This is a genomic window from Acinetobacter guillouiae (assembly GCF_002370525.2).
Taxonomy (GTDB): Bacteria; Pseudomonadota; Gammaproteobacteria; order Pseudomonadales; family Moraxellaceae; genus Acinetobacter; species Acinetobacter guillouiae.
Genome location: NZ_AP014630.1, coordinates 4,614,074 through 4,632,264 on the forward strand (window position 1 = coordinate 4,614,074; position 18,191 = coordinate 4,632,264).

The 18,191-nt window shown below is 38.3% G+C and carries 21 protein-coding genes; 11 read left to right on the forward strand and 10 right to left on the reverse strand.

Annotation, left to right across the window (positions count from 1 at the left end; genetic code table 11):
- Positions 1-362: 362 nt before the first annotated feature.
- On the forward strand, positions 363-1,370 hold the full coding sequence (locus AS4_RS21480) for a putative solute-binding protein (RefSeq protein ID WP_004818132.1): 1,008 nt from the start codon (positions 363-365) through the stop codon (positions 1,368-1,370).
- Positions 1,371-1,497: 127 nt separating this feature from the next.
- On the opposite strand, the gene AS4_RS21485 is transcribed toward AS4_RS21480, so the two are convergent.
- Positions 1,498-2,163, reverse strand: a complete 666-nt coding sequence (locus AS4_RS21485; protein WP_096735442.1) for a glutathione S-transferase family protein — start codon at positions 2,161-2,163, stop codon at positions 1,498-1,500.
- 210 nt (positions 2,164-2,373) lie between these two features.
- Between AS4_RS21485 and AS4_RS21490 the strand changes: the two genes are divergently transcribed.
- Positions 2,374-3,246 (forward strand): LysR family transcriptional regulator, encoded by an 873-nt coding sequence (locus tag AS4_RS21490; protein WP_096735443.1) that lies wholly within the window; start codon positions 2,374-2,376, stop codon positions 3,244-3,246.
- A gap of 189 nt (positions 3,247-3,435) precedes the next feature.
- On the opposite strand, the gene AS4_RS21495 is transcribed toward AS4_RS21490, so the two are convergent.
- On the reverse strand, positions 3,436-3,702 hold the full coding sequence (locus AS4_RS21495; protein WP_096735444.1) for a hypothetical protein: 267 nt from the start codon (positions 3,700-3,702) through the stop codon (positions 3,436-3,438).
- 826 nt (positions 3,703-4,528) lie between these two features.
- Here AS4_RS21495 and grpE point away from each other — a divergent pair.
- The 8 genes from grpE (at position 4,529) to AS4_RS21535 (ending at position 10,666) form a co-directional block, all read left to right on the forward strand.
- Positions 4,529-5,068: a nucleotide exchange factor GrpE gene (gene grpE / locus AS4_RS21500; protein WP_004719014.1), complete on the forward strand. Its 540-nt coding sequence runs from the start codon at positions 4,529-4,531 to the stop codon at positions 5,066-5,068.
- A 166-nt stretch (positions 5,069-5,234) separates the two neighbouring features.
- Positions 5,235-7,178 (forward strand): molecular chaperone DnaK, encoded by a 1,944-nt coding sequence (gene dnaK / locus AS4_RS21505; protein ID WP_004719012.1) that lies wholly within the window; start codon positions 5,235-5,237, stop codon positions 7,176-7,178.
- A gap of 108 nt (positions 7,179-7,286) precedes the next feature.
- Positions 7,287-7,649: a MerR family transcriptional regulator gene (locus tag AS4_RS21510; protein WP_004818140.1), complete on the forward strand. Its 363-nt coding sequence runs from the start codon at positions 7,287-7,289 to the stop codon at positions 7,647-7,649.
- 49 nt (positions 7,650-7,698) lie between these two features.
- Positions 7,699-7,995 (forward strand): putative quinol monooxygenase, encoded by a 297-nt coding sequence (locus tag AS4_RS21515; protein ID WP_096735445.1) that lies wholly within the window; start codon positions 7,699-7,701, stop codon positions 7,993-7,995.
- Positions 7,996-8,103: 108 nt separating this feature from the next.
- Positions 8,104-8,520, forward strand: a complete 417-nt coding sequence (locus tag AS4_RS21520) for a hypothetical protein (protein WP_004719005.1) — start codon at positions 8,104-8,106, stop codon at positions 8,518-8,520.
- A 2-nt stretch (positions 8,521-8,522) separates the two neighbouring features.
- Positions 8,523-9,038, forward strand: a complete 516-nt coding sequence (locus AS4_RS21525) for a hypothetical protein (protein WP_004818144.1) — start codon at positions 8,523-8,525, stop codon at positions 9,036-9,038.
- A gap of 212 nt (positions 9,039-9,250) precedes the next feature.
- Entirely contained in the window at positions 9,251-10,171 is a 921-nt protein-coding gene (locus tag AS4_RS21530; protein WP_096735446.1) for a matrixin family metalloprotease, read from the forward strand.
- 111 nt (positions 10,172-10,282) lie between these two features.
- Entirely contained in the window at positions 10,283-10,666 is a 384-nt protein-coding gene (locus AS4_RS21535) for a hypothetical protein (RefSeq protein WP_154130490.1), read from the forward strand.
- Positions 10,667-10,718: 52 nt separating this feature from the next.
- On the opposite strand, the gene AS4_RS21540 is transcribed toward AS4_RS21535, so the two are convergent.
- The 5 genes from AS4_RS21540 to AS4_RS21560 all read right to left on the reverse strand — a co-directional run bounded on the left by AS4_RS21540 (position 10,719) and on the right by AS4_RS21560 (position 15,423).
- Positions 10,719-12,008, reverse strand: coding sequence for a lytic murein transglycosylase (locus AS4_RS21540; RefSeq protein ID WP_004818147.1), 1,290 nt, complete (start codon positions 12,006-12,008; stop codon positions 10,719-10,721).
- 696 nt (positions 12,009-12,704) lie between these two features.
- On the reverse strand, positions 12,705-13,826 hold the full coding sequence (locus AS4_RS21545; protein WP_096735448.1) for a 5-(carboxyamino)imidazole ribonucleotide synthase: 1,122 nt from the start codon (positions 13,824-13,826) through the stop codon (positions 12,705-12,707).
- Between the two features lie 16 nt (positions 13,827-13,842).
- Positions 13,843-14,355: a 5-(carboxyamino)imidazole ribonucleotide mutase gene (purE, locus tag AS4_RS21550; protein WP_004718991.1), complete on the reverse strand. Its 513-nt coding sequence runs from the start codon at positions 14,353-14,355 to the stop codon at positions 13,843-13,845.
- Positions 14,356-14,637: 282 nt separating this feature from the next.
- On the reverse strand, positions 14,638-14,982 hold the full coding sequence (locus AS4_RS21555) for a DMT family protein (RefSeq protein ID WP_034613299.1): 345 nt from the start codon (positions 14,980-14,982) through the stop codon (positions 14,638-14,640).
- Positions 14,983-15,036: 54 nt separating this feature from the next.
- Positions 15,037-15,423 (reverse strand): hypothetical protein, encoded by a 387-nt coding sequence (locus AS4_RS21560; RefSeq protein ID WP_096735449.1) that lies wholly within the window; start codon positions 15,421-15,423, stop codon positions 15,037-15,039.
- Positions 15,424-15,647: 224 nt separating this feature from the next.
- On the opposite strand from AS4_RS21560, the gene mpl reads away from it, so the two are divergent.
- A complete protein-coding gene (gene mpl / locus AS4_RS21565) occupies positions 15,648-17,015 on the forward strand; it encodes a UDP-N-acetylmuramate:L-alanyl-gamma-D-glutamyl-meso-diaminopimelate ligase (RefSeq protein WP_096735450.1) in 1,368 nt (455 codons plus the stop codon).
- A gap of 44 nt (positions 17,016-17,059) precedes the next feature.
- On the opposite strand, the gene AS4_RS21570 is transcribed toward mpl, so the two are convergent.
- The 3 genes from AS4_RS21570 to AS4_RS21580 are packed head-to-tail and all read right to left on the reverse strand — an operon-like array spanning position 17,060 to position 18,122.
- Positions 17,060-17,437, reverse strand: a complete 378-nt coding sequence (locus AS4_RS21570) for a hypothetical protein (RefSeq protein ID WP_096735451.1) — start codon at positions 17,435-17,437, stop codon at positions 17,060-17,062.
- A 59-nt stretch (positions 17,438-17,496) separates the two neighbouring features.
- Positions 17,497-17,781, reverse strand: coding sequence for a GNAT family N-acetyltransferase (locus AS4_RS21575; RefSeq protein WP_096735452.1), 285 nt, complete (start codon positions 17,779-17,781; stop codon positions 17,497-17,499).
- Positions 17,782-17,834: 53 nt separating this feature from the next.
- A complete protein-coding gene (locus AS4_RS21580; protein ID WP_004718974.1) occupies positions 17,835-18,122 on the reverse strand; it encodes a GNAT family N-acetyltransferase in 288 nt (95 codons plus the stop codon).
- Positions 18,123-18,191: the final 69 nt, after the last annotated feature.

Here is an 18,191-nt window from a genome sequence, read left to right on the forward strand (position 1 = left end):
GATCAATGTATGGACTAGAATAAATAAAAAGAGATGGGAATCAGGTTCATGGTACGGTTTTTTTGTATATTATTAAAAATACGTTTTTTAGATTTACTTATACGTTTTATTGATTAACAAAACTTGAAATCTATTTTATTTTTCTAGATCGATCAAAATTAACAAGATTTTAATTAAGCCACTAAACCCACACCAACAATCAAAACAATATCACAATAATATTTTATTAAGATAAATAAATCACATTAACCAAGCTATTCAATGGTTTATTCATCGGAAATAGAGTAAAAACTCTATTTTTATTCAAATAAAATTACTATATTTAGTATAAATAAAACGCGTTTTAAGTATAAGGATATAACATGAAAAAGGAATTTCTTGCCCTTACTACAATCGTATTATTAGGAATATCAAGCACCTCTCAAGCTAAACAAGAAATCTGTGTTTTTGATTTATTAGGGAAAGCTGGTGAATCCTATAAAATGATGGAAGAGTGGGCACTCGCTGCAAAAACATGGCATAGCGATGTCCAGCTGATTGCTTACCAAAATGAAGAGCTTGCTGATAAAGATTTTAAAAATGGTAAATGTGATGCGGCCTATATCACCACAATGCGTGCACGCCAATACAATAAATTCGCAGGATCAATTGACGCGTTGGGGGGTGTTCCAACCAATGCCATTGCGCTCAAGGCGATTACCTTTGTCTTGGATAAGCGTAATGTAAAACGCTTAAAAACCACGATAGACAATGAAGAAATAGAAATTGGTGGAATCGGTCAAATCGGCCCTGCCTATATCTTTGTAAATGATCGAGCCATCAATACCATTGAAAAAGGTAAAGGCAAGAAATTCGCGGTATTGGCGTATGACAAAGCGCAAATTGCAATGGTTGAACGTGTCGGGGCAATTCCTGTTCCGTCCGATATTTCCAATTTTATTAAGAAGTTTAATACCGGTGAAGTACCGATGGTGGGTGCACCAGCCTATGCCTTTAAACCCTTAGAAATGGAAAAAGGGCTTGGCTCTAAAGGTGCATTAATCAATTTCCCAGTGCTCAATGTCACTGCTGATTTGGTGTTTAGATCTCAGAAATTCCCAGCTACTTTTGGCAATGATTCTAGAACCTGGTTTATTAAGCAGCTTCCGCGTCAATTCAGTATGGTCAAACGTTTAGAAGAAGGCATCCCAGCCAAATATCGTTTGAATTTAAGTAAAGCAGATACTGAAAAATATCAAAAGCTGTTACGAGATGGACGTATGGATTTAACCCGACAAGGTATTTACGATCCAACCATGATGTCAGTGCTTAAACGGGCGCGTTGTACTGTAGATCGAACCAACTTTGAATGTTCTTTGGCGGGTGAATAAGGTCTGATCAAAATTTCTGCTGTCAAAGCTTACGTATAAATCACGTGAGCTCTAAACTAGATACGGCGCAATTGCTTAGCTTGGTTTTTTGCGCCGATTGCTGTGACACATCTCGCAACGTCCCTGACTACACCTTAACTCTACGTGATAAGGCCGAATCTCGCTTGCAAAGAAACTCTCGAAGAAGTATCTGATAGTCTGGATGTGCAGCTTCTCGCACTGATGCACGTTCAGCCAGCGCCGTGCGCCAAGCTTTTGTCTTGGGTAGATCATCAAAAAAGTGAAAATCACCGAGGCGATCAAATACATCGAAGTAACGAAATACTGGACCAAATACAGCATCCACTAGGCTGAAGTGTTCTCCAGCAAACCAAGGCCCGTTGACGAGTTCCGCCTCAACCTGCACCAGTTGTGCACGAATCAACTCGGCTTGCACATCCAGTGCCGTATCATTTTTGGCATTGTAGAAGGCGCCAATGCTGTTGAGCATTGATGAACCAAACGCCATCCATGCGCGATGCTGGGCACGGATCAAGGCATCGTTGGGATGTAAACGTGGTGTCAATGTATCTTCTAAATATTCGCAGATCACGGCCGACTCGAAAATCCGCACATCATCGACCAACAGTACGGGTGTCTTACCCAAAGGTGAGCACGCCTTGAACCAGTCTGGCTTGTTTGCCAAATCTACATCACGACGTTCGAAACAGACTCCTTTCTCCTTGAGCACAATCACAGCACGTTGCACATATGGGCACAGCACATGGCTGACCAAGATAAGATGGGGGCTCATTATGTGTTCCTCCATTCAATATTACTCAGTAAGAAACAATCACTGCACCACAACACGGCTATCCACTTAATACTTAAATGGATATGTAGCAATGCACTACTATAGAGAGCGCAAGAAGTTGTATTTGCCATAAAAACTTCCAATTTACCAATGCATAGCTTTCATCATATGATTGCAATATCACAATAAAAATAGGCAAATAAGAAAACAATGATTGCAAAATCGCAATACAAACTAGAAGCTCGTGATCTAGAAATCATTCTGGCTTTGGTACGAACGGCTAATCTTGCGAGAGCTGGTGAACAATTAAACGTCGATGCTTCAACGATTTTTCGTGCAATTCGTCGTATCGAACGTGGCTTAGGGCATCAGTTATTTGAACGCTCACGGGCGGGATATTTACCATCTGAACAAGCACAAGTACTGGCCGAACATGCCGAGCAAGTGGAAACACAGTTAGAGCAAGCCCGTTCCGCCATACAACTCACACCAGAGCAGGTATCCGGTACAGTGCGCATCGCCACCACGGATACCCTCCTACATGGTTTGCTCACGCCCGCACTACACAAACTCGCGAATATTCATCCCTTGTTGGAGTATGAGTTGCATACTGGCAATGAACTGACGAGCCTGACGCGACGTGAAGCCGACATTGCAGTGCGCGCAACCAACACTCCCCCACTCCATCTCGTAGGCAAACACATCGGTCCGATCCGAATGGCGTTATATGGCAGTAATCGTATCGAGTACGATCAACAAGTTGAGGCTGCCGTCGACTGGATCGTCCCTGACGATGGCTTACCTGAGCATCCTTCGGTAATCTGGCGCAAACGTCATCATCCCAAAGCCGTACTCCGTTATCGCGTTAACAGTATTCTCACAGTCATGGAGTTGGTGGCCGCTGGTATGGGTGTGGGAGTACTGCCGGTATTTCTTACCCAGCAACGCAGAGATCTGATCGCTTTGACCGACACCCTCGATGAATGCCAGACTGAATTGTGGCTTCTCACACATCCCGAGTCAAAGCATCTACTGCGAGTGTCCACAGTATTTCGGCATCTGAGCAAGACATTGAATCTATAATGCATAGACGTTTCCGACGATATTCGTCTGTTTATTCTGCTCAATGTTGGCGCAGCTAAAAATGGCTTTATTTTATCAACCAAGAACTTATTGTTTGGATTCTAATTTATTTGTCATCGTGCTTAAATTATTGATAAAAAATCAGGCAATGGAGGCATCCATAAATTGCCTGATTTTTTATTTTAAAATTTACTGAGCTGAAGGTTGTTCAACTAAACTTGGGTCATTGGTTGCTTGAGCAGGTTGTGATTGCTGAATCGTCGCATCACCCTCAACAGCAGTGCCTTGTTGCGTCGGATCTACAGTCGCAGTTTGTGCTGATTGCTGTTGATCTGCAGAACCCATTGGTGCTGATTGGGCTGTTTCAGGTGCTTGGGTTGTTTCACTTGATGTACACGCCGTACTCATGACCGCAACACCAGCCAATAGCATAAAAATAAGACCTGATTTTTTCATCATAAATTCCTTTATCACTCTATCAAAAAACGGCAACACAGGACTGCGTTGTCGTGCTGACTATGATTGCTATTTTTTCTGCAAACTTCGTTGAAGCTTGGTTAGACTTTTAAGGTGTTGCCGTATAAGTTATGCAAAGTTTATTAAATCAATGATTTAGATTGACCGATTTTATTTTTCATTATACTTGTTTCATTTCACTGGGTTTTTTGATGGGATTCAATGTGGTTAGGCAAAAGTCAGCCTGATAAAAGATATACTTTTACCATAAAAGTTTCGCATTACTTACATTGTTAATGGCTTTTAACAAGACAAAAAAAAGCTTACCCAAGAAGATTGGATAAGCGATGAAAACATTGTTCAAACTAAAAAAAGAAACTACAGCCATAGAATCTATGAAGCATGATAATTAAATTATTGCTTTTTCGCAAAGCCTTATTTTCAATAAGTTTAATCGGTTTTACATGTGAGTTAAGTATTTTGATCTATTCATTCAATTTTAATTTTTGAATTTACTCATCATTTTTAAGCAATAACCGCATCAATTCCTCATAAATTTAAATTTTTAATCTAAAAAAATAATCATTGATTTGATGATTATTCCAACAAAAATATCTTTAAATTTTAAGATTTGTCTCTTAGATCCGCTTTTTTCACTGAATTTCATTAAATAATGTCTAAAACTGCTTGAATTTTAGCGGCTCGCCCACATTTCTTATTCATTAATGAATTAAACGATCATGGCAGTTCAAAAATGAACACAGTGCAAAACTGCTGCCGATAAGGACTGTACATGTTTAAGAACCCATTTAAACGGAGTAAATCAATGGCAACTGAGCAGAATCAAGAAGCCCAAGATATTCAAAACGAGCAAGCCGAACAGCAAACTCAGGCTGAAAATGAACAGGTTGAAGTTACCGTTGAAGCTTTACAGGCTCAAATCAGTCATCTTGAAGAGAGCTTAAAACTCGAAAAAGCACGTACTGCAAATGCAGTTTATGAAGCACAAAAAAGTGTAGAACGTATTCAACGTGATGCTGAAAAGCATAAAGACATTGTGTTAGAAAAGTTTGCCAAAGAATTATTAAATTCTGTCGACAACCTTGAACGTGCAATTCTTGCAGGTGGTGATGAAGAAACACCTGTACTCGAAGGCGTAAAACTGACTTTGAAATCACTTCTCACCACTTTAGAAAAATTCGGTGTTGTTGAAGCAGACACAACCAATGGTTTTAACGCTGACTTACATCAAGCTGTCGGGATCGACCCAAATGCACAAGCCAACCAAATTGGCACAGTTTTGCAAAAAGGCTACACCTTAAATGGTCGACTACTTCGCCCTGCAATGGTGATGGTTGGTCAATAAGCGTAATAAATAGGAACTTTTTAAAAATATTTTCATGAATTTTCACAAATCATGACTTGAAAATTTTTGAATGGCTCTCATATCGGATAACAAGAAAATCCCTTTTAACTCCCCTTTGCAAAAAGAGGAAACCAGGGATTCAAAAGAATTTAGAGGAATTTGATTTATGGCTAAAATTATTGGTATTGACTTAGGTACAACGAATTCATGTGTTGCTGTACTTGAAGGCGATAAAGTTAAAGTAATTGAAAATGCTGAAGGTACACGTACAACACCTTCTATCGTTGCATATAAAGATGGCGAAATTCTTGTGGGTCAATCTGCTAAACGTCAAGCAGTAACTAACCCTAAGAATACATTATTCGCAATCAAGCGTTTAATTGGTCGTAAGTATCAAGACCAAGCAGTACAAAAAGATATCGGTATTGCACCATTCAAAATCATCAAAGCTGATAATGGTGATGCTTGGGTTGAAGTAAACGACAAAAAACTTGCACCACAACAGATCTCTGCAGAAATTTTGAAAAAAATGAAAAAAACTGCGGAAGATTATTTAGGTGAAACAGTAACAGAAGCTGTTATTACAGTTCCTGCTTACTTCAATGATGCGCAACGTCAAGCAACAAAAGATGCTGGTCGTATTGCTGGTCTAGAAGTTAAACGTATCATTAACGAACCAACTGCTGCCGCACTTGCGTTCGGTATGGACAAAAAAGAAGGCGACCGTAAAGTTGCTGTATATGACTTAGGTGGTGGTACATTTGACGTATCAATCATTGAAATCGCTGACTTAGATGGCGACCAACAAATCGAAGTATTGTCAACCAATGGTGATACATTCCTTGGTGGTGAAGACTTTGATAATGCATTGATCGACTATTTGGTTGAAGAGTTCAAGAAAGAGCAAAACTTCAACTTGAAACAAGATCCACTTGCATTACAACGTTTAAAAGAAGCAGCTGAAAAAGCTAAAATTGAGCTTTCTTCATCTAATTCGACTGAAATTAACTTGCCATACATCACTGCGGATGCAACTGGTCCTAAACACTTAGTGATGAATGTAACACGTGCCAAACTAGAAGGTTTAGTTGCTGATTTAGTTGCACGTACAATTGAGCCTTGCCGTATCGCACTTAAAGATGCAGGTCTTTCGACTTCTGACATCTCTGACGTGATCTTGGTTGGTGGTCAATCACGTATGCCAATGGTTCAACAGAAAGTACAAGAGTTCTTCGGTAAAGAACCTCGTAAAGATGTGAACCCGGATGAAGCTGTTGCGATTGGTGCGGCAATTCAAGGTGCGGTATTGTCTGGTGACAAAACTGACGTACTTTTACTTGATGTAACACCATTAACACTTGGTATCGAAACCATGGGTGGTGTATTAACTGCAATTATTGAGAAAAACACCACGATTCCTGCGAAGAAATCTCAAGTGTTCTCTACAGCAGCAGATAACCAACCAGCGGTAGATATTTCAGTTTACCAAGGTGAGCGTAAAATGGCTCAACAAAACAAATTGTTGGGTAACTTCCAATTAGGCGACATTCCACCTGCGCCACGTGGTGTGCCACAAATTGAAGTATCGTTCGACATCAATGCTGATGGTATCTTAAAAGTATCAGCAAAAGACAAGAGCACTGGTAAAGAACAATCGATCCAGATCAAAGCAAACTCTGGTTTGTCTGATGCTGAAATCGAAGCAATGATCAAAGATGCTGAAGCAAATGCTGAAGAAGATCGTAAGTTTGAAGAGCTTGCAAAAGCACGTAACGAAGCTGATGCTTTAGTTGCTTCTGCAAACAAAGCTGTGAAAGATCTTGGCGAACAAGTCACTGCTGATGAAAAAACTGCAATTGAAGCAGCAGTTTCTGAGTTAGAAGTGACTGCAAAAGAAAATGATGTTGATGCGATTAAAGCAAAAACTGAAGCTTTACAAAACATCATTATGCCGATCACTCAACGTGCTTATGAAGCAGCTCAAGGTCAAGGCGGCGCTGAAGGCTTCGATCCTAACCAATTCGGTGGTGATGCAGGTCAACAACAGCAAAAAGCTGATGATGGCGTTGTAGATGCTGAATTCACTGAAGTTAAAGATGACAAAAAATAATTTGTCACTTTAATCTTAGAAAACCGCTCAAGAGATTGAGCGGTTTTTTATATGATCTATTTTTATCCGTTATGATCTATTTTTATCCATAAAGCTATGGAGTCACTTTTGTTTATCTCTGATATCTCTAAAAAAACTGGACTCTCTATCCATACCCTGCGTTATTATGAACAAATAGGCTTGCTGAAAAATATCCATCGTAATCAATCCGGACGACGTGTATATACCAAACTTGATCTGGAATGGCTTGAATGGGTAAAACGCTTAAAATCAACAGGCATGCCTTTAGAAAAAATGCAAGATTTTGCCCAATTTCGGCTACAAGGAGAACAAACCTTAAAACAAAGACAAGAACTTCTTATTGCCCATTCCGTTCAATTAAAACAAGAAATTCAAAGACTCAAACAAGAACAAAGTATTGTCGACTATAAAATTGAAATATATGCACAAAAAATGCTTGAGCTAGAGTGAACTCGAGCAGTTAATATTTTTGACTCACGATTTGAGTTAGGAGTAGACAATGTTAAGTTCAGGTTTTTACATCACCGCAGAATTAAAAATTAAAGATAAAGACAGAATCTTAGAAACCCGTGAAGCCTTACAAGCATTATGTAAGCTCACTCTTCAACAAGAACATGGATGTAGCTTATTTCAACTGCATCAATGCCAACAAGAGCCAACCCGTTTACTACTTTGGGAACGCTTCGACTCGGAACAGGCTTACCATGCCCATTTTAAACAGCCCTATACACAACACTATCTTTCCAAAGATTTAACCGAAGTGGTGCAACATTTCGTCAGTGATATTGTGCTATAAAAAAGCTCGAAAAATCACTCAAGTCATTGAGTGGTTTTTCTTATTGATCAATTGCCAATCTTCACTAAATCTTTTATCTTAATTATCACAATAATAATGAGTCAAATGATGAAAAACTCTCCTGCTGTATCCAATACAGTGTATTACAGCTTGATCATAGCGCAATTTATATTGCCTATCATTGCAGCAGTCATCGATATATACAGTACTGAACCCGAGTTAGAACTTCTGGATAAAACACTTTACCAAGACCCGCAAGCTTGGGAATTGGGAGTGATGTCGATTGCAGGTTTAATCATCCTCATCATCACTTTTGGTTTATGTTTAAAAAAAGAATGGGCAAGAAAAGCTTATCTCTATACATTTTTCCCAATATTTCTGATTTATTTTATGCCCTTTATGCACTGGATTTACATGACCAGTTATGCAGCTATTTTTAACGATCTGGCCTTTGTTTGTTCTGGAATTCTATTGATGATTTTAGTGACTCCATCACTATATCGACCTATTTTTGAACATGATTAATCATGTATAAAACGCTTGCCATCAGCATTGGCTTATATCTCTTTTTAGAGATTCTATGTCATGGTTTTGCATTTTTTGCAGGGAAAATCGTGAGTAAAGCGGATAAACAAAAGCTCAATCATCCTCTGCACCTTGAATTTACACGGCAAACTTTTTATCGCACCATGTTACTGGTCAGCATTGTATTGATGAGCCATTTCTATACTGAAATTGCCTATTTTGAGCAGAATGCTTGGATTCGTTTGACATTGAGTATCAGCATTATTTTACTCATTCTGTTTATACTCTGGTGGCTAAATGCTTTTATTCTGCGCCAAGTGGTTTTAAAGCAACAACAACAATCTGTCACTCCGGTATTTAAACAGAAAATCAGCTATATCATGTTGCATCCCTTACAATTCAAAGCTTTATATATCAGCCCTGACTATTTAAAAAGATCTGTTTGGATGAATCGATTACTCAGTGTTTTTGCTTTTATTCTCTTATTTATTGATATCCAAGTCCTGTTTAACGTTTAAATCAACTGATTATGTGAATGAACCTTCCATCGCGATGCCCAAACTCAGCGTTCCATTCATATTGCTGCTTTCCATCTAAAGCTGACTGCTAAAAACATCATCAATTGAAATCAATATTTGTATTGATCACGCAAGCTTTACTTACTTAAGCATTTGCGATTCTTATATTTTCAGATAAATTATCCACAACAACAATTATTTTTAAATCAATCATGCGTTTTTGGATTCTAGTCTGTGTAATTGCCTTTACTGCTTATTTTGCGATACAGCGCATGATGTATCCGCAATTGAATCATAATTCTGCCATTGATCGTATCACGCATCCTTTAGATACTCGCTTACGTTATCGTATTGGCGAGGTAGATCCACGTTTTCATGTTAGTAAACAGCAGGTGCAAAATTTGGCACAACAAGCCACGGATATTTGGCATCAAGGGACCATGAAAAGTCTCTTTGTTTATGATGATCATGCCAAACTGACGATTAACTTAATTTATGACGAACGCCAAGCGGAATCTAGCGCCAGAAACCAAGAGTTGCGTATTTTGCAAAATACCCAACAATATACACAAAGTGAAAAGCAAAAAATTCAGCAACTTCACGCTGAATTAGATCGCACCAATGGTGAGCTTGATCTGCAAAAAACCAATTATCAACGTAAAGTTGACCAGTATAATCAGCTGATCAATACCCTTAATCAATCCCATCAAAATTTAGATGCCTCAGCGAGATTGCAGTTAGATCAGCAGAAAAATCAACTGATCATCGAGCAGAACCAACTCAAACAACAGTTAGATATTTATAATCAAAAAGTCTATGAATTAAATCGCCAAGTTGAACAACTCAACGCTGTCAATCAACAATACAATCAATCTGTGGATCACTTTAATAATCGTTTCCAACCGCGCCAATTTGATAAAGGCGTATTCGATGGTAAAACCATTAATATCTATGAATTTACATCGGACGAAGATTTACGTGTCACGATTGCACATGAGCTTGGGCATGCTTTGGGCTTAGCGCACAATAATGATCCTAAAGCACTCATGTACCCAATGATGAAAGAACAAGATTTGAAAAATTTTAGATTAACCACAGCGGATTTAGCCATGCTAAACTCAAGACAACGATAAGCAAAATTTAGCGATGATTATCAATTTTAAATCCATAATTTATTTATGTATTTAAATCAGTTTTATGCAAAATCATGTTATTGTGAATCCCTGAAGCAATAAATTGAGGAGATGACTGTGAGCTATTATCATATTATTTTAGAAGTAAATGATCATATCAGCACGATTGAGCAAACTCGTGATATTGAAATTTTTGATATTACTGAACTTCAACCTTATCTCCATTCGATTCTGCTGCCTTATTTCAACGAACAGATCATTGAACTTGAAGACGACAATGTCGAGTTTAAAGATGTTTTACACCTTGAAATTAAACAGACCTTATTGCCGATTCAGCATTTAATTGAAGAAGAACAAAAACAGTTACCTAGCGATACCGACGTAACCATTACAGCGTATGAAATTTTTAATGATCGTGATCATACACAGGATGTTACCGCTGTCATTTTAGATGTCCTAGAAGCGGTCAAAATTGATCCTTTCGCAATTGAATAATCCACATAAAAAAAGGTCTGCTTATGCAGACCTTTTAAATGAGATCAAACGTTTATTGCATCATATTCTTTGCAGCTTCATTTCTAAAAGCTTTTAAAATCTGTTGGCCTGCTCGACCTGTTGGGCTCAACCCTAACTTCACTTGCTCTTGCTGAATAGCCTGACGCGTTTTATCGCCAATCAAACCATCTGCATCGCCAATCGCATAGCCTTTTTTCAATAAATAATTTTGAATTTCTCGGCGTTCTGTACGAGATGTTCCAGCATCGTCAGTTGGCCATGCGGTTTGAAAACCGCCCTTGCCTTGTAAACGATCAGACAAATGTGCAATTGCCAGTGCATAACTTTCCGCAGCATTGTACGAATAAATTGCATCAAAGTTTTTAAACACCAAGAATGCTGGACCATTTGCACCCGCAGGCATCATTAAACCAGCCTGAGCGCCTTCCGATAAATTGCCTTGAATGATTGGAGTACCGTCAACACGAGTAAAACCACGATTTACCCAAGTGCTCAACGATTTTTTATTACGACGACTTTCACCACCTACAGAGGCGCCAGCTGGAATTTTTACTTCAAAGCCCCACGGCATTCCCGTTTGCCAGCCACGTTTTTTCAAAAAGTTTGCTGTTGATGCCAAAGCATCCGAAGTACTTGAAACCAAGTCACGTCGACCATCACCATCAAAATCTACGGCCAACTCTTCATACGTTGAAGGCATAAATTGAGTATGACCAAATGCCCCAGCCCATGAACCTTTTAACTGTTCTTCGCGTAAATCACCTCGTTGTAAAATACGCATTGTGGCAAAGAATTCACCTCGGAAATAACCTTGTCGACGCCCTTCACAACTTAAAGTTCCCAACGCTTGTAATAAAGGATATTTTCCTGAAATGTCACCAAAATTACTTTCCACACCCCAAACAGCAACAACCGTTTCTGCTGGAACGCCGTAAGCTGCTGAGACACGGTTTAAAACTTCACGATGCTGAGCCAGCATTTGACGGCCTTTCTCTACCCGCTCTTCATCAACCAAACCTGAAAGATAATCCCAAATCGGTGTTGAAAACTCAGGTTGATAATCCAGTTTGCTAATGACCGAATAATCAGGCGTTAGATTTTGCGTATAACGATCAAAGGTTGTCCCACTAACACCTGAACTGATTGCTTGCGAACGTAAATTTGCAATACAGCTTTGAAAATTAGAATTGGGTGTATAGCTTGTATTCGGTGTTGTTGTGATTGGTGAGCTAGATACAGCCTGACCGTTAATGATTAATTCAGCATTGGCATGCGATGCTGCCAACAAAACAGATCCACAAATCAAAGTTAAATGACGCATAATATCCACAAAATGGTTTTAAATTTAAATTATGTGAATACCATAGCAGTCTGTGAATAAAATGACAGATGTAAAAACGTAAATTTTGAATTCATTTTTTGATTTTAAATTCATAACCCACAGTTCACTGTTTTGAATTTAAATATAGTTATCCACACCCCAGCAATCTTATCATTTTTTAAATTCAAAACTTTCACACAAATTTGAATTAAAAAAACATCATTATTTTAGCAGCCTTAGCTTTAAATTTAAAATTCCACTCAATCCTATAAAAACTCACTTAAGTGTTTATTTTTATCCACAATTTGGATTTTGGATTGGTGAATCAAAACTTATCCACAGTCGTTATTTTCACTTCGAGCAAGCAAACGTTTAAATTTAAAGTTTTAAATTCAAAAAATACCCTCAAGTTAATTTAAATTCAAAGTGGATAACTTTTTGGGTTTTGCTGTTAATACTTTTGAATTCAAATGTTCTAAACCCTTTAAATTTGAACTTTGAATTTAAAAATAGATGCTTGTTTTTCTGTTTATTGAAGCTGTTTTTTTCATCATTCTTGTTTTTATAGCCCCAGAAAATGATCCATTTTTGGGTCATTGCTTAGCGATAAAATAGGGGGAGCGTCATGATACAGAACAGTAGAATAGAAAAAAGCGGGCAAGAGTTTGACCGCTTTTTTTACATACAAAATCGAGCTTAAATGTTCATATCTTCGCTTAATGACAATGGATTCGGTAAAATCTTCGCCAATTGACGACATAAAGTCGTTAATTCAGCAGCATCATTTGGCATCAGGGTGATATGACCAATTTTACGACCTTCACGTTCTGTTTTATTGTAAAGGTGTAAATGTGCACCTTTTAACGCTAAAACATCTTCGGATTTAGGGTGTTGCCCAATGATATTTACCATCACTGTTGGTCGAACCACTTCGGTTGAACCGAGTGGTAAACCTGCCACTGCGCGAATGTGATTTTCAAATTGCGAACATACTGCGCCTTCAATTGACCAATGCCCAGAGTTATGCACACGTGGTGCCATCTCATTGGCATATAAGCCTTTTTCAGTCACAAACAATTCAAGTGTTAACACACCAACATAGTTCAAATGGTTTAACAAACGGGTGATGTATTCCTGCGCAACGGGCTGTAAATCAGCGCTGTTTGGAGCAGGAACTATTGAATGCGAGAGAATACCATTGTGATGATGATTTTCAGCCAAAGGCCAAGTTTTTACATCACCATCAATACCACGCACCGCAATAATTGAGACTTCACGAGAAAAAATCACAAAACTTTCAGCGATTAATGATCCTGCTGGTCCCAACTCAGCCCATGCCTGATCAATTTGATCGACTGAACGCAGTACAAATTGACCTTTACCATCATAACCACCTGTCGCAGTTTTAAGTACGATCGGTAAGCCTAATTGGCTTACTGCAAGCTTAAGCGTCTCCAATGAATCGACTGCTTTATACGGCGCAACAGGAATTTCCAGCTCATCAAATAAAGCTTTTTCAGAAAGGCGATGTTGTGCGATTGCTAAAGCTTGGCGTGGCGGATACAGATCTTTTTGCTTGGTTAATACATCAACATCAATCAATGGCGTATTTTCAAATTCCAGACTAAAAACATCTGCACTGGCAATAAAATCTTGTAACCCATTTTCAGCTTTAGTGCTAAAAACGTGTCCTAATATTGCAGATGGACAATCCGCATCAGCTTCAAAAAATGTGCATTGGATATTTAATGGGAGCGCAGCTTGCGCCATCATACGGCCGAGTTGACCACCACCAAAGATACCGATGGTTTTATTCATAACCTGTGTCCCGTTTTTAAGCTTGACCCGGAATATTTTTACTTGCCACTTTATCGGTTTGAGCGGCACGGAAATCTGCAACATTTTTTGCGATTTCAGGGCGAGTTAAACCTAAAATTTGAGCGGCCATGATTGCTGCATTGGTTGCACCCGCAGGGCCAATTGCCAATGTGCCGACTGCAATACCTGCAGGCATTTGTACAATAGACAACAAAGAATCAACACCATTTAAAATTGAAGATTTCACAGGAACACCCAACACAGGCAAATCTGTTTTTGCTGCGCACATTCCTGGTAAATGTGCTGCACCACCAGCACCAGCAATAATCACCTGAATACCACGTTCACGTGCTGTTTCAGCATATTCAAATAAGCGGTCTGGCGTACGATGCGCAGAAACAACTTCGGCTTCAAAAGGAACACCAAGCTGTTTCAGCATATTGGCAGTGTTTTCGAGAGTTGCCCAGTCTGATTGAGAACCCATAATAATTCCAACGAGAGGAGCGTCTTGTACAGCGGCCGCATTCATTGCATATATTCCATAAACGAATGTAAGGAAGTTTAAATACTGGTGATCAGTGTTTAAATGAATATCAAGAAGCTCGCTATTATAGACTGATTTTTCATCTCACGAAAATTTAACAGACGTAGGAAGTCAATTTTTTTTAAAGGAGCAGCCTAAAAGCCGTTTGACTTGAGAATAATTATGATCTCGAACTCATAAACAGCAGGAAAATTGCTGATGATTGGGACATGAGATGAATATGCTGTGAAAGTAAAAACCCTGTTAATTCACATCATGGCAATTCATTTACTGGCTTCTAAACACAAAAAACACGCAGCCCATCAAACATAAACCCGCCCATAAATAATCTAATTTAAATGGTTGTTTAAACAAGAAAATCATAAATGGAACAAACACCAACAGTGTCACCACTTCTTGGGTGATTTTCATTTGCCCCAACGACCAACCATGTTGTGCCAATAGACGTGTTGCGGGAATCATAAAGCTGTATTCAAGTAAGGCAATGATCCAACCAAACAAGATCGCTTGCCACAGAGGTGCATCATGTAAGAATTTTAAATGCCCATACCAAGCCAAGGTCATAAAACAGTTGGAGATAATTAGTAATAAAAGGGGGAGAGATAAAGCCATATTGATACCAATTAAATTATCAAGATATATTTTTGAACATTCAATGTCTGAACATTAAAGCGCTAAGGCAATATTTTTACGTTTTTTGAAATAATAAATGAGCGAACCTATTTCCAAAGTACCAAACAACAATACAGTATCGAATACTTGTTTCAATAGCGATTGCTCATCATAAAATGAGCTTAATAGACCAATTAAAGCAACCCAAATGAGATGAAAAATTAATCCATTTTTTAATTTGTGATCTTTTGAGTCTTTTGTATTGAGGTATCCCATCCAAATGAACGCAAAATATTGGAAGAAGATTAAAATTACAGCTGCGACCATTAAAGGTATGGATATTATTTTTGCAATGCCTGCTATCAAAGCAGAAACAATAAGCAAAAAAATAAAATACGCGATATTTTTAATCAGCAGAAAGATAAAATCATGTATATCCATTTTTAATAGATAATTCAGAGTGTTCAATCGATATTAGCATTGATAGAAGAATAAAAATACCAAGTGAGAGTTCATTATTTTCAATAAAAACCCACCTTTAAAATCGTAACAAGAAAAACTATCTTTTCGCCTTAACCCTTGCTATCGTTGCTTTCAAATCAAATGAAACGGCTACACCACAACAACAAAGTGATGTGTCTATAAAAGCACTGGAGTTAACACGAATGCATCTGCATATTTTGGGTATTTGCGGCACCTTTATGGGTTCATTGGCGCTATTGGCGCGTGATTTAGGACATAAGGTCACCGGTTCAGATGCGAACGTTTATCCACCGATGTCGACCCAACTCGAAAATGCTGGCATTACCTTAATGCAAGGCTATGACCGTAGTCATTTACAGCCACATCCTGATCTTGTCATTGTAGGCAATGCAATGAAGCGTGGTATAGATGCGGTGGAATATATGCTCAATGAAGGTTTAGCATATATTTCAGGTCCACAATTCCTTGCTGACCATGTTTTACAAGACAAACATGTGCTTGGTGTTGCAGGTACCCATGGTAAAACTACCACAACAACAATGCTGGCTTGGGTACTGGATCAAGCAGGTTTAAATCCTGGCTTTTTAATTGGTGGTGTACCTTTAGGCTTTAGTGAAAGCGCACGTTTAGGTGGTGGAAAATATTTCTGTGTAGAAGCAGATGAATATGACTCTGCTTTTTTTGATAAACGCTCTAAGTTCGTACATTACCATCCAAAAACTGCGATTTTAAATAATCTTGAATTTGACCATGCCGATATTTTTGATGATTTAGCAGCGATTCAAAAACAATTCCATCATTTGGTCCGTACCATTCCAAGTGAAGGTCGTATTATTGCCCCGATCACTGAAACCAATATCGATGAAGTGTTGCAAATGGGTTGTTGGACACCTGTCGTAAGGACTTCACTTGACGCCAATAACAATGCTGAAGTTTATGCTGAACAGCTTTCTACGGATGGTTCACATTTTAAAGTGCTTCAACACGGCGTAGTAAAAGGTGAAGTGAAGTGGAATATGACAGGTCAACACAGTGTTGCCAATGCTTTGGCAACCATTGCAGCAGCTGAACATGTCGGCGTTTCAATTGAAACAGCATGTGAAGCCTTATCGAATTTTGGTGGGGTGAAACGCCGAATGGAATTACTTGATACAGTGAATGGTATTGAGATATATGATGACTTTGCCCATCACCCAACTGCGATTGATACAACGCTTGAAGGTGCACGTAAACGTTTAGGTGAGCGTAAGCTTTGGGCGATTATTGAACCACGTTCAAACACCATGCGTATGGGCAGTCATAAAGATGGCTTGGCACATTCTGCACGTCTTGCAGATGAAGTGATGTGGTATCAACCTGAAGGTCTGGACTGGGATTTACAGCCTGTCATTGACGCTGCAACCAATAAAGCCGTTGTGGCTCGTACACTGGATGACATTATCAGTACCGTTGTTACACAAGCAGGTGAGGGCGATGCTGTGGTGATTATGTCCAATGGTGGTTTTGGTGGATTACATCAAAAATTGATTGCAGCATTAAAAGCAAAATAAGTCGAAATAACGTGTAGAAAACCCACAAAATTTTGTGGGTTTTTTTATTGATTTACTGAGGGTGTCTTTTCAATAAATTTAAAATCCTTAAGCTTGACCCAACCTTCAATCAGATCATCTTCTATATTTTGATTTGGATCATTAAATATCACATAAACCCAGTCTTGTTTTTTCTTGTCTTTATAGATTGAATAAGCCGTGACATTATCATTTTGAAGCACAAAAGTATCATTCATCTTACAGATGTTTTTGGGTGCTGAATAAAAATAAATACGATGTTTAGATTTGCCTAACAACTCCCAACTGGGCTGTATTTCTTGCTCTTTTTTATAGGTTTGCAAATTTAATTCAAAACAACTCATTGCTAAACTGAACGATGAACTGCTCAATAACAATACAGTGATTATCATTTTTTTAAACATGTTTAATCTTCTAACCGAATCTGAATGGCCCAATGAACATTGGGCACACAATAATAAAGCTAAGCTTTCACATCAACAAAACTTTTATCACGTCTAAACATGACTTCGACATAGGAACAAGTTGGTACAATTTTAAGCTGCTTTTCACGCGCAAATTCAACCAAAGTATCCAACAACTGACGCGCAATTCCATGACCACGCAAGGAGTCATCTACCCAAGTATGGTTCGCAATGATCTGATGCTCACCATGCCATAAATAACTGATCTCAGCAATTCGCTTACCTTGCTCATTATCGAAGTAAAATTCACCTTTTTGTTGATTATCTACATGTTGGAATTGCATATATTCTTTCTCATGGATGTTCTATAACACAATTCCACTGTAGCAAAGCAAACTTAAGATTTCAAAACATCATGAATCGATTGATCTTTATCAAACACTGATTTTGAAAAAGGGCAGAGTGGAATAATTTTCACATTCTTTGAGCGAGCCATCTCTACAACTTGATCTAATAATTTCCGACCTACACTTTGACCACGCAATTCATCTTCTACAACTGTATGGTCAATAATCAACATATTTTCACCCGCCCATGTGTATGCCATTTCAGCCAAATGGTGACCTTCTTCACCAATATAAAATTCACCTTTTTTACCATCATCTTTATGTCTGATTTCTAACATTTTATTTACTCTTATATACGTTTAAATTTATAGGCCTATTCAAAATGCCATAACTATATTTGAATTATT